This is a genomic window from Luteibacter jiangsuensis (assembly GCF_030812295.1).
Classification (GTDB): Bacteria; Pseudomonadota; Gammaproteobacteria; order Xanthomonadales; family Rhodanobacteraceae; genus Luteibacter; species Luteibacter jiangsuensis_A.
In genome coordinates this window covers 59,012-75,872 of record NZ_JAUSSK010000004.1, presented here as the reverse complement: position 1 = coordinate 75,872, position 16,861 = coordinate 59,012, and the positions used below count along the sequence as shown (strand labels likewise).

The 16,861-nt window shown below is 65.4% G+C and carries 16 protein-coding genes; 9 read left to right on the top strand and 7 right to left on the bottom strand.

What is annotated here, in order from left to right; translation table 11 throughout:
* Positions 1 to 49: 49 nt before the first annotated feature.
* Genes J2T07_RS14175 through pdhA form a run of 3 tightly spaced genes read right to left on the bottom strand, consistent with a single transcriptional unit; the run spans position 50 to position 3,522 of the window.
* A complete protein-coding gene (locus J2T07_RS14175; RefSeq protein ID WP_306850761.1) occupies positions 50 to 1,435 on the bottom strand; it encodes a dihydrolipoamide acetyltransferase family protein in 1,386 nt (461 codons plus the stop codon).
* A gap of 13 nt (positions 1,436 to 1,448) precedes the next feature.
* Positions 1,449 to 2,429: an alpha-ketoacid dehydrogenase subunit beta gene (locus J2T07_RS14170; RefSeq protein WP_306850760.1), complete on the bottom strand. Its 981-nt coding sequence runs from the start codon at positions 2,427 to 2,429 to the stop codon at positions 1,449 to 1,451.
* Positions 2,430 to 2,442: 13 nt separating this feature from the next.
* A complete protein-coding gene (pdhA, locus tag J2T07_RS14165; protein WP_306850759.1) occupies positions 2,443 to 3,522 on the bottom strand; it encodes a pyruvate dehydrogenase (acetyl-transferring) E1 component subunit alpha in 1,080 nt (359 codons plus the stop codon).
* Between the two features lie 228 nt (positions 3,523 to 3,750).
* Here pdhA and J2T07_RS14160 point away from each other — a divergent pair, with 228 nt between their 5' ends.
* Entirely contained in the window at positions 3,751 to 4,599 is an 849-nt protein-coding gene (locus J2T07_RS14160) for a tryptophan 2,3-dioxygenase (RefSeq protein WP_306850758.1), read from the top strand.
* A 71-nt stretch (positions 4,600 to 4,670) separates the two neighbouring features.
* Positions 4,671 to 6,176: a peptide MFS transporter gene (locus J2T07_RS14155; RefSeq protein ID WP_306850757.1), complete on the top strand. Its 1,506-nt coding sequence runs from the start codon at positions 4,671 to 4,673 to the stop codon at positions 6,174 to 6,176.
* An 85-nt stretch (positions 6,177 to 6,261) separates the two neighbouring features.
* On the opposite strand, the gene J2T07_RS14150 is transcribed toward J2T07_RS14155, so the two are convergent.
* Positions 6,262 to 6,711, bottom strand: a complete 450-nt coding sequence (locus J2T07_RS14150; protein ID WP_306850756.1) for a MarR family winged helix-turn-helix transcriptional regulator — start codon at positions 6,709 to 6,711, stop codon at positions 6,262 to 6,264.
* A gap of 89 nt (positions 6,712 to 6,800) precedes the next feature.
* On the opposite strand from J2T07_RS14150, the gene hppD reads away from it, so the two are divergent.
* Genes hppD through J2T07_RS14135 form a run of 3 tightly spaced genes read left to right on the top strand, consistent with a single transcriptional unit; the run spans position 6,801 to position 10,232 of the window.
* Positions 6,801 to 7,889, top strand: coding sequence for a 4-hydroxyphenylpyruvate dioxygenase (gene hppD, locus J2T07_RS14145; RefSeq protein WP_306850755.1), 1,089 nt, complete (start codon positions 6,801 to 6,803; stop codon positions 7,887 to 7,889).
* Positions 7,890 to 7,925: 36 nt separating this feature from the next.
* The gene (gene hmgA / locus J2T07_RS14140; protein ID WP_306850754.1) at positions 7,926 to 9,236 is read left to right on the top strand and encodes a homogentisate 1,2-dioxygenase; all 1,311 of its coding nucleotides are present in this window, start codon (positions 7,926 to 7,928) and stop codon (positions 9,234 to 9,236) included.
* 15 nt (positions 9,237 to 9,251) lie between these two features.
* Positions 9,252 to 10,232 carry a fumarylacetoacetate hydrolase family protein gene (locus J2T07_RS14135; protein WP_306850753.1) on the top strand — a complete coding sequence of 327 codons (981 nt, stop codon included), beginning with the start codon at positions 9,252 to 9,254 and terminating at the stop codon, positions 10,230 to 10,232.
* Here the strand turns inward: J2T07_RS14135 and J2T07_RS14130 are convergent.
* Positions 10,222 to 10,761 (bottom strand): hypothetical protein, encoded by a 540-nt coding sequence (locus J2T07_RS14130; RefSeq protein WP_306850752.1) that lies wholly within the window; start codon positions 10,759 to 10,761, stop codon positions 10,222 to 10,224. The two genes, J2T07_RS14135 and J2T07_RS14130, sit on opposite strands and share 11 nt — an antisense overlap.
* 80 nt (positions 10,762 to 10,841) lie before the next feature.
* The gene (gene gap / locus J2T07_RS14125; protein ID WP_306850751.1) at positions 10,842 to 11,858 is read right to left on the bottom strand and encodes a type I glyceraldehyde-3-phosphate dehydrogenase; all 1,017 of its coding nucleotides are present in this window, start codon (positions 11,856 to 11,858) and stop codon (positions 10,842 to 10,844) included.
* A gap of 173 nt (positions 11,859 to 12,031) precedes the next feature.
* Here gap and J2T07_RS14120 point away from each other — a divergent pair, with 173 nt between their 5' ends.
* The 4 genes from J2T07_RS14120 (at position 12,032) to J2T07_RS14105 (ending at position 16,191) form a co-directional block, all read left to right on the top strand.
* Positions 12,032 to 12,856 (top strand): S1/P1 nuclease, encoded by an 825-nt coding sequence (locus J2T07_RS14120; protein WP_306850750.1) that lies wholly within the window; start codon positions 12,032 to 12,034, stop codon positions 12,854 to 12,856.
* Positions 12,857 to 12,890: 34 nt separating this feature from the next.
* Positions 12,891 to 14,360 (top strand): pyruvate kinase, encoded by a 1,470-nt coding sequence (gene pyk / locus J2T07_RS14115; protein WP_306850749.1) that lies wholly within the window; start codon positions 12,891 to 12,893, stop codon positions 14,358 to 14,360.
* Between the two features lie 255 nt (positions 14,361 to 14,615).
* Positions 14,616 to 15,059 (top strand): energy transducer TonB, encoded by a 444-nt coding sequence (locus J2T07_RS14110; protein WP_306850748.1) that lies wholly within the window; start codon positions 14,616 to 14,618, stop codon positions 15,057 to 15,059.
* A 106-nt stretch (positions 15,060 to 15,165) separates the two neighbouring features.
* Entirely contained in the window at positions 15,166 to 16,191 is a 1,026-nt protein-coding gene (locus J2T07_RS14105; protein ID WP_306850747.1) for a class I fructose-bisphosphate aldolase, read from the top strand.
* Positions 16,192 to 16,272: 81 nt separating this feature from the next.
* Here J2T07_RS14105 and J2T07_RS14100 read toward each other — a convergent pair whose 3' ends face one another.
* Complete coding sequence (locus J2T07_RS14100; RefSeq protein WP_306850746.1) at positions 16,273 to 16,857, bottom strand: porin family protein; 585 nt, start codon at positions 16,855 to 16,857, stop codon at positions 16,273 to 16,275.
* Between the last annotated feature and the right edge of the window lie 4 nt (positions 16,858 to 16,861).

The following is a 16,861-nucleotide window of genomic DNA, read 5'->3' as shown; positions in this document are numbered from 1 at the left end:
GCCCGCTCCCATCAGGCTGTTCCCACCAGGCTTTTGCCGGGCGAACGGGTTAGTTGGGCAGTCCCAGGTCGTCGATCATGGCCTTCAAGAAGCGCGCGGCTTCCCCGCCCGTGGCGGCACGATGGTCGAAGGTGAGCGACAGCGGCATGCGGCGATGTACCTCGATGCCACCCATCACGGCGACCACGTCGTGGCTGAGCTTGCCGGCGCCGACGATCGCGACGGTCGGCGGCACGACCACCGGGGTGGCGTAGCGGCCGGCGAACATGCCGAAGTTCGACAGGCTGATCGTATAGCCGGAAAGCTCCGAGGCCGGAATGCTGCGGTCTTCCACGGAGCTGCGCAGGCGCTTGATCGCGGCGCGGATGCCGGCGCCATCGAGCACGTCGGCGTTGCGCAGGGCGGGCACGAACAGGCCGTCCTCGGTGTCCACGGCGATGCCGATGTCCACGTGCGGATGCACGGTGCGGCTGAGGTTCTTGCCATCGAACCAGGCGTTGAGCGCAGGCACGGTCTTGCATGCCACCACGATGGCGCGGATGAGGCGCGCCGTGATGTCCTGCTTGCCGATCCAGGCGTGCAGGTCGGCATCGTCGACGATGGTGGTCGGGACGACGTTGGCATGTGCTTCGGCCATCACGCGGGCCATGTTGCGGCGGACACCCTTCAACTGTTCCGGCTGGCCGATCGCGTCCTTGCCCGGAGGCGCGGTGCGGACGGCCTTGCCGGCGAGCGACACGGCGGTGCGCTGCTGCGGTGCCGGGCCCGGCTCGGGCAGGCTGGGAGCGAGGTGCTGGGCGGCGGCCGAGCGGGTGGGTGCGGCACCCAGCGCGGCGCTGCCATTGGCGGCGGCGTTCTTCACGTCGCTCATGGTGATCACGCCGCCGGCGCCCGTGGGCTGCACGCGGGTGAGGTCGACCTTCAGCTTCTTCGCGGCGGCGCGCACGGCCGGCACGGCCTTGACGCCACCGGCGCTGCTCACCTGTTCGGTGTGCACGGCGTTGCCGCTGACCATGGCGCCGACGACGGTGCCTTCGTCTTCGCGATCGCCGCCGTTGCCGGAATCGATTTCGCCGCCGTCATCGGAAGCGATGACCTTGGAGGCGTCGTCCGGGGCGGGACTGCCCACGCCCTTCTTGGGGCCGTGATGATGGCCGGTGGATTCGGCCTCGGCACGCTGCCGCGCGTTCGGGTCGATCTCGAAGTCGGCCAGCGAAGCACCCGTCTCGATGATATCGCCCGGTGCGCCATGCAGCTTCTTCACGGTGCCGGAGTACGGCGAAGGCACGTCGACGACGGCCTTGGCGGTTTCCATCGACACCAACGGGGCGTCGAGCTTGATCGTGTCGCCTTCCTTGACGTGCCATTCCACGACGGTCGCGTCGGGAAGGCCTTCGCCGAGGTCCGGCAGGAAAAAGGTCTTGATATCGGCCATTTCTATCGGTTCCTCAGGAGGCGGCCAGCGTACGCTGGGCGGCTTCGACGATGCGTTCCACGCTGGGCAGGTACTTCATTTCCAGGCGGAACAGCGGGATGTGGGTATCGAAACCGGTGACGCGTTCCACCGGTGCGAGCAGGCTGTAGAGGCATTCCTCGGCCAGGCGGGCGGCGATCTCCGCGCCGAAACCGGCGGTCCTCGGAGCCTCGTGCACGATCACGCAGCGGCCGGTCTTGGTCACCGATTCGGCGATGGTGTCGAAGTCGAGCGGGGTGAGCGTGGCGACGTCGATCACCTCGGCGCTGATGCCCTTCTGCGCCAGTTCGTCGGCGGCCTCGAGGCATTCCTTCACCTGCGCGCCCCAGGTCACCAGGGTCACGTCGGTGCCGTCACGCAGCACGAAGCAGACGTCGAGCGGCAGCGCCTCGCCGTCGTCGGGCACTTCTTCCTTGTACTGGCGGTAGATGCGCTTGGGCTCGAAGAAGATCACCGGGTCCGGATCGCGGATGGCGGCGAGCAGCAGGCCATAAGCGCGGGCCGGCGACGATGGCATCACCACGCGCAGGCCCGGGATGTTCGTGAACAGGTGTTCGTTGGCTTCCGAGTGATGCTCCGGCGCACGGATGCCGCCACCCCAGGGGGCGCGCCATACAGCCGGCACGGTCATGCGGCCGCGGGTGCGGTTGCGCATGCGCGCCGCGTGGCAGGCGATGTGTTCCATCATCGGATAGATGAAGCCCTCGAACTGGGCTTCGGCCACCGGCTTCATGCCCTGTGCGGCCAGGCCGACGGTGAGGCCGGCGATGGTGCCTTCGTCCAGCGGCGTGTCGATGACGCGCATTTCGCCGAACTGTTCCTGCAGGCCCTGCGTGGCGCGGAACACGCCACCGTTGACGCCGACGTCCTCGCCGAGCACCACGACGCTGTCGTCGTTGCGCATCTCATAGGCGAGCGCCTGGGTCACCGCTTCGATAAGAGTGATTTGTGCCATGGGAAGGAATTCCTTACGACTTGCGATCGAGGGAAGCGACGAGCTCGCGCTGTGCTTCGAGGTCGGCCGGGAGCTCGGCGTACAGGTAGTCGAACATCGCCGTGGCCGGCTGGTTCTTCGTTTCCAGGTACGCGTTCACCTCGTTGTCCATCCAGTCGTCGCACTCGGCCTTCCAGGCCTCTTCCTTCGCGTCGTCCCACATGCCTTTGCCTTCGAGCCATTTGCGCAGGCGAGGCACGGGATCGCGTTCCCAGGCGTCCTTCACTTCCTGCTCGCCGCGGTAGCGGCGGGCGTCGTCGGCGGTGGTGTGGTCGCCCAGGCGGTAGGTGACCGCCTCGATCACCGAGGCACCCTGGCCGGAGCGGGCACGTTCCAGCGCGATCTCCATGGCCGCGCGCACGGCGATGATGTCGTTGCCGTCGACCTGGATGCACGGCAGGCCGGCGGCGATGCCCTTCTGCGCGAGCGTGCCGGCGCCGGTCTGGATGCGACGGGGCACCGAGATCGCCCACTGGTTGTTCACGATCACGGCCACCAGCGGCAGCTGTTGCGCGCCAGCGACATTGATGGCGCCGTAGAAATCGCCCTTGGACGAGCCGCCGTCACCGATGGTGCAGACCGCGACTCGCGGTTCCTTGCGAATCTTGAAGGCGAGCGCCGAGCCGGCGGCATGCAGGCATTGCGTGCCGATGGGAACGCACCAGGCGAAATCGTGGGCGGGGGCATCGGCATAGTCGTTGCCGCGCTCGTCGCCGCCCCAATAGGTGTAGACCTCGCGCGGCTTCACGCCGCGATACAGCTGGGCGCCGTACTCGCGATAGGAAACCGCCAGCGAGTCCTCGCGGCGCATCGCGCTGCCGATGCCGACGTGGGCGGCTTCGTGGCCGAGGCACGATGCATAGGTGCCGAGTTTACCGGTGCGCTGCAGCGCGATCGACTTGGCGTCGAACACGCGGGTGGACACCATGAGCTTGTAGAGCTCGACCATGTGGTCGAGATCCTTGGTGAATGCGGGGAGTTCCTTACCGGTTTCCTTGCCGTCCTGGTCAAGGTATTGCAGGTATTCGATTTCGAACTTGGCGGCGATGGACACGACTCGCTCCCAGGGGAAGGTTAGAAACGACACGCACGAGTGGGGAAGCGGCCAAGCCCATCCAGCGGGGCGCGACACGGCTTTTGGGTTCTTGCGAGCCGGACTAGATATCAGGGGTATTATGGCGCGGCAAGGCACGGCGCAGCATGGATTTCCCCGCCAGAGGCCACGAATGGCGTCATGGCGCGGGTTTGGCGGCTGTCAACCCCTCATTGTGAATTCGTCCCCATGGCCAATCCCAGGCGCGACCTCGAACCCGGAATCCGCACCGATCTCGGCGGGAGCCTTACCTATTCGGAATACCTGAAGCTCGATCAGGTGCTCTCCGCCCAGCATCCGCGCAGCCAGCCGGCGCATCACGACGAGATGCTGTTCATCGTGCAGCACCAGACTTCGGAGTTGTGGCTGAAACTGATGATCCACGAGCTGGACGCCGCGCTCGAACGCCTGCGCGCCGACGACGTGGACGGCACGCTGAAGATCCTCGCGCGGGTCAAGCAGATTCAACGCCAGCTCTACGAACAGTGGGGAGTGCTGGAGACACTGACACCGGCGGAATACCTGCAGTTCCGCGACGTGCTCGGGCCCTCGTCGGGCTTCCAGTCGCTGCAATACCGCATGGTGGAGTTCCTGCTCGGCAACAAGCACGCCGACATGCTGCGCGTGTTCGAGCACGATCCCCTGGCCCACGAACGCCTGCGCAAGGTGTTCGAGGCTCCCGGCCTCTACGACGAATTCCTGCGCTACCTGGCACGGCGCGGCCACCCGGTGCCTGTGGAACTGCTGCAGCGCGACCTCACCCAGCCCTGGCGAAGCCAGCCCGCCCTGCTGCCCGTGTTCAAGCGGATCTACGAGGACACGGCCCACCACTGGCCTGAGTACCATCTCAGCGAGGAACTGGTGGATATCGAGGAATCCTTCCAGCTCTGGCGGTTCCGCCACATGAAGACCGTGGAGCGCATCATCGGCTTCCGCCCCGGTACCGGCGGTTCCTCCGGCGTGGCGTTCCTGCGCAAGGCGCTGGAGCAGAGTTTCTTCCCCGAATTGATCGAAGTGCGCACGATCCTGGGGACCTGAAAATCCGGCGGATTTGACGCATGGGGCCGGGCCAGCTAAACACCCTGCACGAATCTTCCACAGGGAAAGCCATGACACCGACCGCCCCAGCCGCCGCCCGGCCCGTGCCCGACTACCCGCAGACCCTGGGTCACCCGCGTCCCCTGTGGATGCTGTTCATGACCGAATTCTGGGAGCGCTTCGCCTTCTACGGCATGCGCTGGGCCCTCACCCTGTACATCGTCGCCCAGTTTTTCAACGGCGATCCGGCAGGGCAGGGCTATGCCAGCCGGACCTATGGCGCCTACCTCGCGCTGGTCTACGCCTCGGCGATCTTCGGCGGGTGGGTGGCCGACCGCATCCTCGGCTACCAGCGCTCCATCCTGGTGGGCGCGGCGGTGATGGGCACGGGCCTGTTCATGGTGATGGTTCCGAACCAGCAGGTGTTCCTCGCCGGCCTGGCCACGGTGATCGTGGGCAATGGCCTGTTCAAGCCGAACATCTCCTCGCTGGTCGGACAGATCTATCCGGTCGGCGACGATCGCCGCGATCGTGGCTTCACGATCTTTTATATGGGCATCAACCTTGGCGGGTTCCTCGCTCCCCTCGTCACGGGCTGGCTCGCTTCCGTGCTGACGGACACGCCGCTGCAGGACAACTACAAGGCCGTGTTCGCCGCCACCGGCGTGGGCATGGTGATCTGCTTCATCTGGTTCCTCGTCGGCAAGCACCAGCTCAAGGGCGTGGGCGTTCCGCCGCCGGAGCGCCATGAAGGGAAGAACCTGGTCGCGGTGATCGTGGGCATCCTCGTCGCCATCCCGCTCGTCTACCTGCTGATGGCCAAGGCGGGCGCGATCTTCATCGCATGGTTGCTCGGCGTGCTCTTCATCGGCGTCGCCGTGATGCTGGTGGTCGAGGCGGTTCGCCACGACCGCATCCAGATCCATCGCGTGATCGCGATGCTGTTGCTGTTTACCTTCAACGTGCTGTTCTGGATGTTCTTCGAGCAAGCGGGCAGTTCGTTCAACTTCCTCGCCCAGAACATCGTCGACCGACAGATGTTCGGCTGGGAGTTCCCCACCGGATGGTTCCAGTCGGTGAACTCGGCGGCGATCCTGGTCTTCGCGCCGATCGTCGCGCTGGCCTGGGGCTGGTCGGCGCGCCTGCGCAAGGAACCGTCGATCCCGCGCAAGTTCGGCCTGGGCCTCATCTTCAACGCGCTGGGCTTCCTGGTGCTGATGTATGCGTTGAAGAGCCTGGTCGGCGGCAATGGCCTGATTCCGTTCTGGCCGCTGGCGGCATGCTACGTGCTGCAGACCATCGGCGAGCTTTGCCTTTCGCCGATCGGCCTGTCGATGGTGACCAAGCTGGCGCCGATTCGCGTGGTCGGCCTGGCCATGGGCGGCTGGTTCCTCTCCACCGCCATCGGCAACAACCTGTCGGGCCTGCTGGCGGGGCATATCAGCGGCGAGACGGGCATGACCGTGACTTCGGCGTTGTCCGGTTTCAGCTTCAGCTTCGAACTGCTGATTGGCGCGGGGATCGTGTTGTTCCTGATCGCGCCACTGATCAACCGGCTCATGCACGGGGTGAAGTGAAGCATCGCCGACAGGGTCGGCTCCCACCTCGGCTTCGTCGGCTTGACGGGCTTGGTGGGAGCCGACCCTGTCGGCGATAGGCGCCTCAGGGCGCCAGCAACTTATCCAGTATCCGGTTGAGCTGCACCCGCTCGCCCTCATCCAGCTTCGCCAGCAGGTCCCGCTCGTGGGCCCTGGCCATGGGCGCGACCTCGTCGTGGATGGCCCAGCCCGCCTCGGAAAGCTTCAGCACCGAACGGCGCTTGTCGCCGCCGTGGGTGCTCCGGTCGACCCGGCCAGCCTCGACCAGCCGCGCCACGGCTCGGCTCACCGCCACCTTGTCCATCGCCGTGCGTTCGGCGACCTCGCGAGCCGAGAGCTCCGCGAAGCGGCCCAGGACCGCCATCACGCGCCATTCCGTCATGCTGAGTTCGAATCGGTCCTGGTATTCCGCCGCGATGGACTGGCTCACCGTATTCGACAGGATCGATAGCCGGTAAGGCAGGAAGCGCTCCAGTTCCAACGGGGCATGTGCTGGGACGGTCTCGAATGTCATGCTGCGCTGGTCCTTGCAAATGGTTACAAGTGAAACTATAACGTGGCGGTATACGGCGCAAGCCGTGCCCGTCGCAGGAGTATCGCCCAATGAGCGCCCAGCCCAACACCGGTATGGAAGTCACCACCTTCGAAAACCCGCAGGGTGTCGATGGCTTCGAGTTCGTGGAATTCGCAGCACCGGATCCGGCGTTGCTGCACGCCTTGTTTCCCCGGCTCGGCTTCATGCCGGTCGCGAAGCACAAGACGAAGAAGATCACCCTCTATCGCCAGGGCGACTGCAATTTCCTCGTGAATGAGGAGCCGGGCTCCTTCGCCGCGGATTTCGTCGCCAAGCACGGCCCGTCCGCCTGCGGATTCGCCATTCGTTTCAACCGTCCCGCCACCGACGTGCAGGCCACGGCGCTGTCCAACGGCGCCACGAAGATCGGCTTCAAGCCGGAGACGCTGGCCCTGCAGGTGCCGACCATCGAAGGCATCGGTGGTGCAGCCCTGTACCTGGTGGACACTTATGGCGCCAAGGGCGAGGTGTACGACGCCGAGTTCGAGTGGCTGCCGGGTGTCGATCGGCATCCGAAGGGTTTCGGTCTCACCTTCATCGACCACCTGACGCACAACCTCCATTTCGGCAACATGGAGAAGTGGTCGGAGTACTACGAGCGCCTGTTCAACTTCCGCGAGATCCGCTACTTCGACATCAAGGGCGCGAAGACCGGCCTGGTGTCGAAGGCGATGACGGCGCCGGACGGCCTCGTGCGCATTCCGCTGAACGAGTCCTCGGACGAGAAGTCGCAGATCAACGAATACCTGCGTGAGTACAATGGCGAAGGCATCCAGCACATCGCCCTGTTCACCGACAACATCTACGAGTCGGTCGAGGCGATGCGTGCGCAGGACGTGGCCTTCCTCGACACGCCCGAGACGTACTACGAAGTGATCGACGTGCGCGTGCCGGACCATGGCGAGGACGTGGCGCGCTTGCAAGAGAACAAGCTGCTGATCGACGCCGACGACGAGACCAAGAAGAAGTTGCTGCTGCAGATCTTCACCCAGAACACCATCGGGCCGATCTTCTTCGAGATCATCCAGCGCAAGGGCAACGAAGGCTTCGGCAATGGTAATTTCAAGGCACTGTTCGAGTCGATCGAGCGCGACCAGATGCGCCGCGGCGTGCTCTGACGCCGGGCCGGCCGTCATCGCCTAAGGACCACCACGATGAGCCACACCGACGATATCCGCGGCTACCAGACCGGCTTCGGCAACGAGTTCGCCACCGAAGCGGTAGACGGTGTATTGCCTTCGGGGCAGAACTCGCCGCAGCGCGTGGCCATGGGGCTCTACGCCGAACAGCTTTCGGGTAGCGCCTTTACCGCGCCCCGGCATCGCAACCGGCGCAGCTGGTTGTACCGCATCCGCCCGGCGGCACAGCACTCCCCGTTCACGGAACAGGGGCATGCGACCTTCCACAACCGCTTCGACGAAGCACCGGCCACGCCGAACCAGCTGCGCTGGGATCCGCTGCCCATGCCGACCCAGCCCACCGATTTTCTCGATGGCCTGATCACGATGGGTGGCAATGGCGGCGCGGCGGAGCAGGCCGGCATCGGCATCCATCTTTATGGCGCCAACCGGTCCATGGAGGCGCGCTACTTCTACGATGCGGATGGCGAACTGTTGATCGTGCCGCAGCAGGGCAGGTTGCGTATTCGCACGGAGCTCGGCGTGCTCGACGTGGAGCCGCTGGAGATCGCGGTAGTGCCGCGCGGCGTTCGCTTTCTCGTTGAACTGCCCGAGGGCGAAGCGCGTGGCTACGTGGCGGAGAATTTCGGCACGCCGCTGCATTTGCCGGACCTGGGGCCGATCGGCGCGAATGGTCTGGCCCACCCGCGCGACTTCCTTACGCCCGTGGCGGCCTACGAGGATATCGACGGCGATTTCGAACTCCTCGCCAAGTTCCAGGGGACCTTGTGGGCGGCCTCCATCGGCCACTCGCCCCTGGACGTGGTCGCCTGGCACGGCAACTACGCCCCTTACAAGTACGACCTGCGGCGTTTCAATACGATCGGCTCGATCGCGGTGGACCACCCGGACCCTTCGATCTTCACGGTGCTCACCTCGTCCAGCGACACGCCGGGCGTGGCGAACATGGACTTCGTGATCTTCCCGCCGCGCTGGCTGGTGGCCGAACACACATTCCGGCCGCCGTATTTCCACCGTAACGTGGCCAGCGAGTTCATGGGATTGATCGATGGCGCGTACGACGCCAAGGCCGGCGGTTTTGTGCCAGGTGGCGCGAGCCTGCACAATTGCATGAGCGGGCACGGCCCCGATGCGGCAAGCTTCGAGAAAGCCTCGGCCGCCGACATCTCGCGTCCTGACCATATCGTTGGCACCATGGCCTTCATGTTCGAAACGCGCAAGGTCATCCGCCCCAGCCGGCAAGCCCTCGAGTCGACGGCGCTGCAGGGCGATTACTACGAATGCTGGCGCGGATTGAAGAAGCACTTCGATCCCTCGGCCACCTGATCTGTAAGGAAAAGCATGAAACTCGCTTCGCTGAAGGAAGGCGGCCGCGACGGCACGCTCGTGGTGGTCGATCGGTCTCTCACCCGTGGGGTAAAGGCCGCGGGCATCGCACCGACGCTGCAAGCGGCGCTGGACGAGTGGCACGCGATGGCGCCCCGCCTCAATGCACTTTCGGAAGCGTTGAACGCCGGCGAGGCGGAGGGCGCGTTCGATCTGGACATGGCGACGCTTGCCGCGCCCTTGCCGCGTGCCTATGAATTCGTCGATGGCAGCGCCTACTTGCCACACGTGGAGCGCGTGCGCAAGGCGCGTGGCGCCGAGGTGCCGGAGTCGTTCTATACCGATCCGCTGATGTACCAGGCGACGAGTGCCGGATTCCTCGGCCCGCGTGACCCGGTGGTCGTATCGAGCGAAGCATTCGGTATCGATCTCGAAGCGGAAGTGCTGGTGGTGACCGACGATGTGCCGATGGGTGTGACCCCGGCGCAGGCCGCGGGGCATATCCAGCTCGTCGGCCTGGTCAACGACGTGTCGCTGCGCGGGCTGATTCCCGCCGAGTTGGCGAAGGGTTTCGGCTTCCTCCAGTCGAAGCCGCGTTCGGCGCTGTCGCCGGTGTTCGTCACGCCCGACGAATTGGGCGAGGCGTGGCGGAACGAGAAGCTGCACCTGCCGATGCGCACGTGGATCAATGGCGCGTGGTTCGGTGAAGCCGAGTGCGGCGTGGACATGCAGTTCGATTTCGCCCAGCTCGTGGCGCATGTGGCGAAGACGCGCCCCCTGACCGCCGGCACGCTGGTAGGCTCGGGAACGATCGCCAACCAGGATACGTCCAAGGGCGCGTCCTGCCTTGCCGAGCAGCGCACCGTTGAAACCCTGCGTGACGGCAAGGCGAGCACGCCCTTCCTTTCGTTCGGCGACACGGTGCGAATCGACGTCACCGACAACGACGGGGCTTCCATCTTCGGATCGATCGAACAGGCGATCGTCAAGGCGTAGGAGCCTCCATCGCTTCGCGTATGGCCGCCACCTTCAAGAGCACGTCCGCCTCCAGCCGGGTGTCCTGCGATATCCGAGCCTCGATCGTGCGATTCAAGTGCGCCAGTGGCGGCAGCGGGAGCCCGTGCATCACGTACTCGACACGGGTCCAAAGCGCGGCTTCATAGAGGTGCCCGTCGGACAGCTCCAGTTCCGCGAGCTGGTGCATCGCGTGACGGCGTCCCCGGTTTGCCGCCGCGGTGAGCATATGACGTGCCCGGGACATGTCGCGCATCAGTACGTTCCCCTTTCGTGATGGCCCTTGGTAGTAGAGCGTTCCCGCCAGTTCCTGGCTTGCCGCATTGCCTGCGAGTGCGGAGCAGAGGAGGCGGTCGGCGAGGCGCCTGCGTCGGTCGATGGCCACCGACGGGGTCAACAAGCCCTCGTCCACGATGTCCGCCGTCGAGGGCCGTGTTGCGGTGCAATCGGTCGCGGCGACTGGCAGCGTGAACCACAACAGGCAGCCGGCCAGGATGAATCCTTGGGACATCGGTCATTCTCCGTGCAAAAAAAAGGGGCCCGCATCGCTGCGGGCCCCCCGTGGCCGTACCTATTCGATTGTGGCGGCGCTTATTTCGCGGCCATCAAGGCCGTGGCCATGTCGAGCATGCGGTTCGAGAAGCCCCACTCGTTGTCGTACCACGAGAGAACCTTGACCAGGGTGCCTTCCATGACGCGCGTCTGCGTCGCGTCGTAGATCGACGAGTGTGGATTGTGGTTGAAGTCGATCGAGACCAGCGGCTGCGTATTGACCGAGAGGATGCCCTTCAGCGAACCGTTCGCGGCTTCGCTGATGGCGGCGTCGATCTCTTCCTTGGTCGTGGCGCGCGCGGCGGTGAAGGTGAGGTCGACCACCGACACGTTGATCGTCGGCACGCGCATGGCGAAGCCGTCGAGCTTGCCGTTGAGTTCCGGCAGCACCAGGCCCACCGCGGCGGCGGCGCCGGTCTTGGTCGGGATCTGGCTGTGCGTGGCGCTACGGGCGCGGCGCAGGTCCGAATGGTAGACGTCGGTGAGCACCTGGTCGTTGGTGTAGGCGTGGATGGTGGTCATCAGGCCGTGCACGATGCCGATCTTCTCGTGCAGGACCTTGGCCAGCGGCGCCAGGCAGTTGGTGGTGCACGATGCGTTGGAGATGACCTGATGTTGCGAGGTCAGCTTGTCGTGGTTCACGCCGAAGACGAAGGTGCCGTCCACGTCCTTGTCGCCCGGGGCGGAGATGATGACCTTCTTCGCGCCGCCGGCGATGTGCGCGCCGGCCTTGGCCTTGGAGGTGAAGAAGCCGGTCGATTCCATCACCACGTCGACCTCGTGCTCGCCCCAGGGCAGCTTCGACGGATCGCGCTCGGCGAATACCTTGATGCGGTCGCCGTTGACGATCAGGTCGCCGCCGTCGACCGACACCTCGCCCGGGAAGCGACCATGGGCCGTGTCGTATTGGGTGAGGTGGGCATTGGTCTCGGCGTTGCCGAGGTCGTTGACGGCGACGATCTGGATGTCCTGGCCGTTCTTCTTCGCTTCGTAGAGCGAGCGCAGGATGTTGCGACCGATGCGACCGTAACCGTTGATGGCGACCTTGATGGTCATGTGCAGCCTCCGGGATGGGATGTGCTAACGAAGTAGGGGCGGGTGGTGTAAACCTCCATGGTAACGGAAGCCCCCCGGACCCTGCTTGCTGCATTGCCGCGATTTGTCATCCGGGTCTCAGTCCGGCTGTGGCACACTTGGCCGTTCGCCCGCCCGGAAACGTTTGCTGGTCCATGAAAGCCCTCCATAAGCGCCGCACCATCGCCGCCCTGCTGGCCCTCGCCATTCCCGCCTTCGCCGCCACCGTGCAGGCCTGGGGCGACATCGGCCACCGTATCGTCGCCGAACTGGCCTGGCGCCAGCTCGACCCCTCGGCCCGCGCCGAGGTGACCCGGCTGTTGAAGGCGGATGGGTCCGATTCCCTGCCCGATATCGCCAGCTGGCCCGACCATCTGCGCGACATGCCCGGCAAGGAAGACCTGGGCAAGGCCACCGGTCCCCTGCACTACGTGAATTTCCGCGACGGGAAGTGCCATTACGTGCCGCCACGCGACTGCGCCGACGGCCGTTGCGTCATCGGCGGGCTGGAGAAATACGTGGCCATCCTCGGCGACCGGCACAAGTCCAACGCGGAACGCGCCGAGGCGCTGAAATTCGTGGTCCACTTCGTCGGCGACGTGCACCAGCCGTTGCACGCGGGCAACCGTGACGACAAGGGCGGCAACGAGTACCAGGTGCAGTTCGATGGCAAGGGTACGAACCTGCACCGCGTGTGGGACTCGCAGATGCTCTACACCCGTGACCTCAAGTGGCAGGCCTACGCGGACCGTCTGGCCGCCGAAGGACCCGTGAAGCTGCCGCGCCCGATCGCGCCGTTCGACAATCCGTACGCGCAATGGGCGGAGGAGTCCTGCTCGATCGTCGCCACTCCGGGTTTTTATCCCGACGGCCACCGCATCGACGACGCCTACGTGGCGACGAACCTGCCTATCGCCGAGACACGCTTGCGCGAAGCGGCCAGACGCCTCGCCGACCTGCTCAACAAGACGCTGGACTGATCCGCGCCCCGCATTCAAGACAAGGTAATCCTCCATGACCGAAATTCAGGTACGCCGCACCAAGATCGTCGCCACCCTCGGCCCCGCCACCGATGCGCCGGGCATGCTCGAGAAAATCCTCGAGGAGGGCGTGGATATCGTCCGCCTGAACCTTTCGCATGGCCAGCCGGACGATCACCGGGCCCGTGCCGCGGCGGTACGCGCCGCAGCCGACAAGGTCGGCCGCGAGGTCGGCATCCTGGCCGACCTGCAGGGTCCCAAGATCCGCATCGAGAAGTTCGCGGGTGGCCCCGTCGACCTGATGACCGGCGACAGCTTCGTACTCGACTGCCGTCCCGACGCGCCTCCGGGTAACCAGGCCCGTGTCGGCGTGAGCTACTACGACCTGCCCAAGGACGTGGTCGCCGGCGACATCCTTTTGCTCGACGACGGCCTGGTCGCGCTCGCGGTCGTGGAAGTGGTGGGTAGCGAGATCCGCTGCCGGGTCGCGATCGGTGGCCGCTTGTCCGACCGCAAGGGCCTGAATCGCCAGGGTGGTGGCTTGTCGGTCGCGGCACTGTCGGACAAGGACCGTAACGACATCAAGCTCGCCGCCGAGATGGGCGCCGACTTCCTGGCCGTGTCCTTCGTCCGTTCCGCGGAAGACCTGCACGAGGCACGCCGACTGCTGCGCGAGGCTGGCGGTGACGCGGCTATCGTCTCGAAGATCGAGCGCGCGGATGCCATCCCGGTACTGGGCGAGATCATCGACGCCTCCGACGTCGTCATGGTCGCCCGCGGCGATCTCGGCGTGGAGATCGGCGACGCCGAGCTTCCGGGCCTGCAGAAAAAGATCATCCGCGAGTCCGTGCAACGCAACCGCTCGGTCATCACCGCGACGCAGATGCTGCAATCGATGGTCACGGCGCCGATCCCGACCCGCGCCGAAGTGCTCGACGTGGCCAATGCCGTGATCGACGGTACCGACGCCGTGATGCTCTCGCAGGAGAGCGCGGCCGGCGCCCATCCGGACAAGGCCGTGGCCGCGATGCGCCGCATCTGCCTCGGTGCCGAGCGCCAGTTCGAGCCGCGCGACGACCTGCGCCCGGACACGCACTCGATCGACCGTTCCGACCAGGCCATCGCCCTCGCGGCGATGCTGCTGGCGGCCCAGGTCGGCGTTCGCGCGATCGTCGCGCTGACCGAATCCGGCGCTACCGCGCAGTGGCTGTCGCGCTATCGTTTCGCCGTGCCCATTTACGCCATGTCGCCGTCCGGCATGGCCCGTCGCCGCATGCTGGTGTTGCGCGACGTACAGCCGGTGGACTTCGAGCAGAGCAACCTCGACCCCGCGCACACCGCCCGTGCCGCGCTCCAGCACCTGTTCGCACTGGGCAAGCTGACCAAGGGCGATCGCGTGATCCTCACCCACGGCGACCATATCGGCCGGGGCGGTGGCACCAACACGCTGAAGTTGCTGGTGATCGGCGAAGACGGCATCGCGGACAGCCTGCGCGACCTGTAACAGGCGCCTCCGGCACCTGTCGCGGACAGGGTCCGCTCCCACCAGGCATTGGCTACCGGGGCTTGCCGGTACTCCAAGCACCGGCCTGGTGGGAGCAGTCCCGGCAGCCGGCTGGGTGGGAGCGGACTCTGTCCGCGATTCCCGGTCGCGGCGTCCACTCACCGGCGCGGATCTCCCGCCCACCGCACGATTTCACACGCATCGCATCCCCCGGCGGGAGTAAACTCGATGCCCTGGCAAATCCACGAGGGCGTCATGATCCGAATCAGCTTCCGCACCGGCGCCATCGCCGCCGTCCTCCTCCTCGTCGCCGGCACCGCCGCGGCGCAGACCTTACGCCGCGTCTCTCCGGAGCGCCTCACCGGCTACTGGTTCCTCACCAACAAGACCATCGACGCCGATGTGCCCAACACGGGCAAGAACCTCAACCAGCCTGGCTGCGTCGCTGTCACCTACATGATCGGCTCCGATGGCAAGACGCGAAATCCCACGATCGCGAAGGTCGTCCCGGAAGGCGACCTGGGCCAGGTCGGCGTCAGCATCGTGAAGCAGCTGGTCTACGTGAAGGGCACGCAGAACGGCACCGCCGAGCCTGTGCAGACCTATTACGTCGCCGGTTTCAACCTGCCCGACGACCCGGCCCGCAAGGCTTCCATCCTGAGCCAGTGCAAACTGCCCGGCTACGACCAGACCAGTTGATCGCGCCGCACAACGGCGTCCACGGGGTATTCCCATATACTCCGCCGGTTTTTTGCATCCGCCCCCCAGGCTTCGCGGGGCATACCACTACTTCCACGGAGTTGTCATGAGCATCGAAAACCTCGAACAGGTCGCGCAGGCGATGGTTGCCACCGGCAAGGGCATCATCGCCGTCGACGAATCGACCGGGACGATCAAGAAGCGCTTCGACGCGGCGGGTGTCGAGAACACCGAGGAAAACCGGCGCGCCTATCGCGAGCTTCTGCTGACCACGCCCAACCTCGGTGAGCACATCTCCGGGGCGATCCTGTTCGACGAGACGATCCGGCAGAAGACCAAGGATGGCGTGCCGCTCGTCGAGGCCATGAAGAAGGCCGGTATCATCCCTGGCATCAAGGTGGACAAGGGCCCGGTGCCGCTCGCGGGCTTCCCCGGCGACATGATCACCGAGGGCCTCGATGGCTTGCGTGACCGCCTCAAGGAATACGCCCAGCTAGGTGCCCAGTTCGCCAAGTGGCGTGCGGTGATCAACATCACCGAGGACAATCCCAGCTCCACCGCCATCGAAGCCAACATGCACGCGCTGGCCCGCTACGCCGCGTTGTGCCAGGAAGCCGGGCTGGTGCCGATGGTCGAGCCGGAAATCGTCATGGACGGCCCGGAGAGCACGCACGACCTCGACGTCAGCTACGAGGTGCACGAGGCGGTCCTGCGCAGCCTGTTCAATGCGCTGTACGAGCAGAACGTGATGCTCGAGGGCACCATCCTGAAGGTCAGCATGGTGATCCCGGGCAAGCACGCGCCCAAGGATGCGCAAGCTACGCCGGAAGAAGTCGCCGATGCCACCATCCGTGTCCTGAAAACCACCGTGCCGGCCACCCTGCCGGGTATCGTCTTCCTCTCCGGTGGCCAGACCGACGCCCAGGCCACCGAACACCTGAACATCATCAACCAGATGGGTCCGCACCCCTGGCCGGTGAGCTTTTCCTACGGCCGCGCGCTCGTGGCCGAGGCGCTGAATGTCTGGTCGAAGGACCAGCAAAGCAACGTCAAGAAGGCCCAGGACGTGGTCTACGCGCGTGCGAAGGAAAACGGCGACGCCGCACTTGGTCGTTGGAAGAAGGGCGGCTGATAGCCCCCCCAGCTCCGCCCAGAAAAAACCCGGCGCCGCGAGGCGCCGGGTTTTTTTGTTTCGACCGAGGCCGAAGCTGGCTTAGAAGCGATATTCCGCCGAGACCGAGGTCATGTTGGTCGACAGGTCCAGGCCATCCTTCTTCGCATCGTAGTGGTCGTAGTTGATGCCCAGGCTCCAGTTCGGCGTGAAGTCGTAGCCCACACCCACGCCGGCATACCAGCTGGTCTTGTCGAGATCGCGGCGGGTGACGTCGTCGTTGCTGACGCCGTGGCCCTTCCAGCCATAGATACCGGCACGGCCGCTGATGTACCACTTCGGATCGACGTTGAAGTGGCCGTTCACGCCCGCGGTCCAACCATGCAGTTCCGACTTGCGGCGGTCGACGACGCGGTCGCCGTTGAAGAAGTTCTTCGCGTTGATGTTGCCGAGATCGTTATAGCCGGCCTCGACACCCAGTGCGGCCCACGGGGTCACGGTCCAGCGATAACCACCGTTGAGTGCGTAGCCGGTGTCGTGACCGTCGTAGCGGTCCTTGTCTACCGATGTGCGACCGACATTGCCGTTGATGAACCAACCGCCGGCGCCATTGGCGTCCTGCGCGAAAGCGGGAGCCGCGGCCATGCCGGCGGCGACCAGGGCGAGGGCGATAAGGGTCTTCTTCATGGTG

What these genes read in the sequence shown, in the direction of transcription:
- J2T07_RS14130 (WP_306850752.1), bottom strand. Translation starts at nt 10,761, where the DNA reads ATGTCCCAAGGATTCATCCTGGCCGGCTGCCTGTTGTGGTTCACGCTG.
- J2T07_RS14105 (WP_306850747.1), top strand. Translation starts at nt 15,166, where the DNA reads ATGAGCATCGAAAACCTCGAACAGGTCGCGCAGGCGATGGTTGCCACC.
- J2T07_RS14175 (WP_306850761.1), bottom strand. Translation starts at nt 1,435, where the DNA reads ATGGCCGATATCAAGACCTTTTTCCTGCCGGACCTCGGCGAAGGCCTT.
- J2T07_RS14160 (WP_306850758.1), top strand. Translation starts at nt 3,751, where the DNA reads ATGGCCAATCCCAGGCGCGACCTCGAACCCGGAATCCGCACCGATCTC.
- J2T07_RS14150 (WP_306850756.1), bottom strand. Translation starts at nt 6,711, where the DNA reads ATGACATTCGAGACCGTCCCAGCACATGCCCCGTTGGAACTGGAGCGC.
- J2T07_RS14110 (WP_306850748.1), top strand. Translation starts at nt 14,616, where the DNA reads ATGATCCGAATCAGCTTCCGCACCGGCGCCATCGCCGCCGTCCTCCTC.
- hppD (WP_306850755.1), top strand. Translation starts at nt 6,801, where the DNA reads ATGAGCGCCCAGCCCAACACCGGTATGGAAGTCACCACCTTCGAAAAC.
- J2T07_RS14100 (WP_306850746.1), bottom strand. Translation starts at nt 16,857, where the DNA reads ATGAAGAAGACCCTTATCGCCCTCGCCCTGGTCGCCGCCGGCATGGCC.
- J2T07_RS14170 (WP_306850760.1), bottom strand. Translation starts at nt 2,429, where the DNA reads ATGGCACAAATCACTCTTATCGAAGCGGTGACCCAGGCGCTCGCCTAT.
- J2T07_RS14120 (WP_306850750.1), top strand. Translation starts at nt 12,032, where the DNA reads ATGAAAGCCCTCCATAAGCGCCGCACCATCGCCGCCCTGCTGGCCCTC.
- hmgA (WP_306850754.1), top strand. Translation starts at nt 7,926, where the DNA reads ATGAGCCACACCGACGATATCCGCGGCTACCAGACCGGCTTCGGCAAC.
- J2T07_RS14135 (WP_306850753.1), top strand. Translation starts at nt 9,252, where the DNA reads ATGAAACTCGCTTCGCTGAAGGAAGGCGGCCGCGACGGCACGCTCGTG.
- pyk (WP_306850749.1), top strand. Translation starts at nt 12,891, where the DNA reads ATGACCGAAATTCAGGTACGCCGCACCAAGATCGTCGCCACCCTCGGC.
- J2T07_RS14155 (WP_306850757.1), top strand. Translation starts at nt 4,671, where the DNA reads ATGACACCGACCGCCCCAGCCGCCGCCCGGCCCGTGCCCGACTACCCG.
- gap (WP_306850751.1), bottom strand. Translation starts at nt 11,858, where the DNA reads ATGACCATCAAGGTCGCCATCAACGGTTACGGTCGCATCGGTCGCAAC.